The following is a 1191-nucleotide window of genomic DNA, read 5'->3' on the forward strand; positions in this document are numbered from 1 at the left end:
GCGACCATTCAATTGCGGGAGCTGGATTTGAACCAACGACCTTCGGGTTATGGGCCCGACGAGCTACCGAACTGCTCCATCCCGCGATAATATTAAGTTAATCACCTTTCGGTGATTTAAGGAGGATGAGAGATTCGAACTCTCGCGCCGGTTTCCCGACCTGATGGTTTTCAAGACCATTCCCTTCAGCCAGACTTGGGTAATCCTCCATAATATTCAAATACAGTTTAATCCATACTGGATGGACCTTGTAGGACTCGAACCTACGACCAGACGGTTATGAGCCGTCGGCTCTAACCAACTGAGCTAAAGGTCCGTATATTTGAGTCTTATCGCGGCAGGGGGGATCGAACCCTCGACCTCCCGGGTATGAACCGGACGCTCTAGCCAGCTGAGCTACACCGCGAGTTAAGTAGATATCTACTAAACCATCGGGAAGACAGGATTCGAACCTGCGACCCCCTGGTCCCAAACCAGGTGCTCTACCAAGCTGAGCTACTTCCCGAAAATATTAAAAGTGAATAACTTAGTTATTCGATGCACCTAGCAGGAGTCGAACCTGCAACCTTCTGATTCGTAGTCAGACACTCTATCCAATTGCGCTATAGGTGCATTAATGCCGAGGACCGGGATCGAACCGGTACGGTGATCACTCACCGCAGGATTTTAAGTCCTGTGCGTCTGCCAATTCCGCCACCCCGGCATAATTCTTGTGAATTGACACAAAGCGAAAGACGGGATTCGAACCCGCGACCCCCACCATGGCAAGGTGATGTTCTACCACTGAACTACTTTCGCATAATGCCGACTAAAGGATTCGAACCTTCGACCCTCGCTTTACAAGAGCGATGCTCTGCCAGCTGAGCTAAGTCGGCAATCTTAAGATATTTATTACTAAATTCTCGTCTCAAATCATTCGATTTGATATGAGTCGGGCGGGGCTCGAACCCGCGACCCACGGATTAAAAGTCCGTTGCTCTACCAACTGAGCTACCGACTCAATGGAAGATACAGGGCTCGAACCTGTGACCCTCTGCTTGTAAGGCAGATGCTCTCCCAACTGAGCTAATCTTCCATTGTTATAAGCATGGCGACGTCCTATCCTCGCAGGGAGCGATCCCCCAACTACTTTCGGCGCTACAGAGCTTAACTTCTGTGTTCGGCATGGGAACAGGTGTATCATCTGCGCCA

Annotated in this window: 11 tRNA genes and 1 rRNA gene; all 12 read right to left on the reverse strand. The window is 50.1% G+C overall.

The features are described from left to right. Window positions 1-12 precede the first annotated feature (12 nt). Window positions 13-86: transfer RNA gene (locus tag LQZ75_RS09625), tRNA-Met, on the reverse strand. A 33-nt stretch (window positions 87-119) separates the two neighbouring features. Further along, window positions 120-209: transfer RNA gene (locus LQZ75_RS09630), tRNA-Ser, on the reverse strand. 33 nt (window positions 210-242) lie between these two features. Next, window positions 243-316 (reverse strand) — tRNA-Ile (locus tag LQZ75_RS09635). A gap of 16 nt (window positions 317-332) precedes the next feature. After that, window positions 333-406: transfer RNA gene (locus LQZ75_RS09640), tRNA-Met, on the reverse strand. A gap of 25 nt (window positions 407-431) precedes the next feature. Beyond that, window positions 432-505 (reverse strand) — tRNA-Pro (locus LQZ75_RS09645). Between the two features lie 33 nt (window positions 506-538). Further along, window positions 539-612 (reverse strand) — tRNA-Arg (locus LQZ75_RS09650). A gap of 5 nt (window positions 613-617) precedes the next feature. Further along, a tRNA-Leu gene (locus tag LQZ75_RS09655) sits at window positions 618-703 on the reverse strand. A 23-nt stretch (window positions 704-726) separates the two neighbouring features. Further along, a tRNA-Gly gene (locus tag LQZ75_RS09660) sits at window positions 727-798 on the reverse strand. Window positions 799-802: 4 nt separating this feature from the next. Next, window positions 803-875, reverse strand: a tRNA-Thr gene (locus tag LQZ75_RS09665). Between the two features lie 52 nt (window positions 876-927). Beyond that, window positions 928-1000, reverse strand: a tRNA-Lys gene (locus LQZ75_RS09670). A gap of 2 nt (window positions 1001-1002) precedes the next feature. Next, window positions 1003-1075, reverse strand: a tRNA-Val gene (locus LQZ75_RS09675). Window positions 1076-1085: 10 nt separating this feature from the next. After that, a 5S ribosomal RNA gene (rrf, locus tag LQZ75_RS09680) occupies window positions 1086-1191 on the reverse strand; the annotation flags it as partial.

Origin of the sequence: Periweissella fabaria (genome assembly GCF_918814575.1) — a bacterium.
GTDB classification, from domain to species: domain Bacteria; phylum Bacillota; class Bacilli; order Lactobacillales; family Lactobacillaceae; genus Periweissella; species Periweissella fabaria.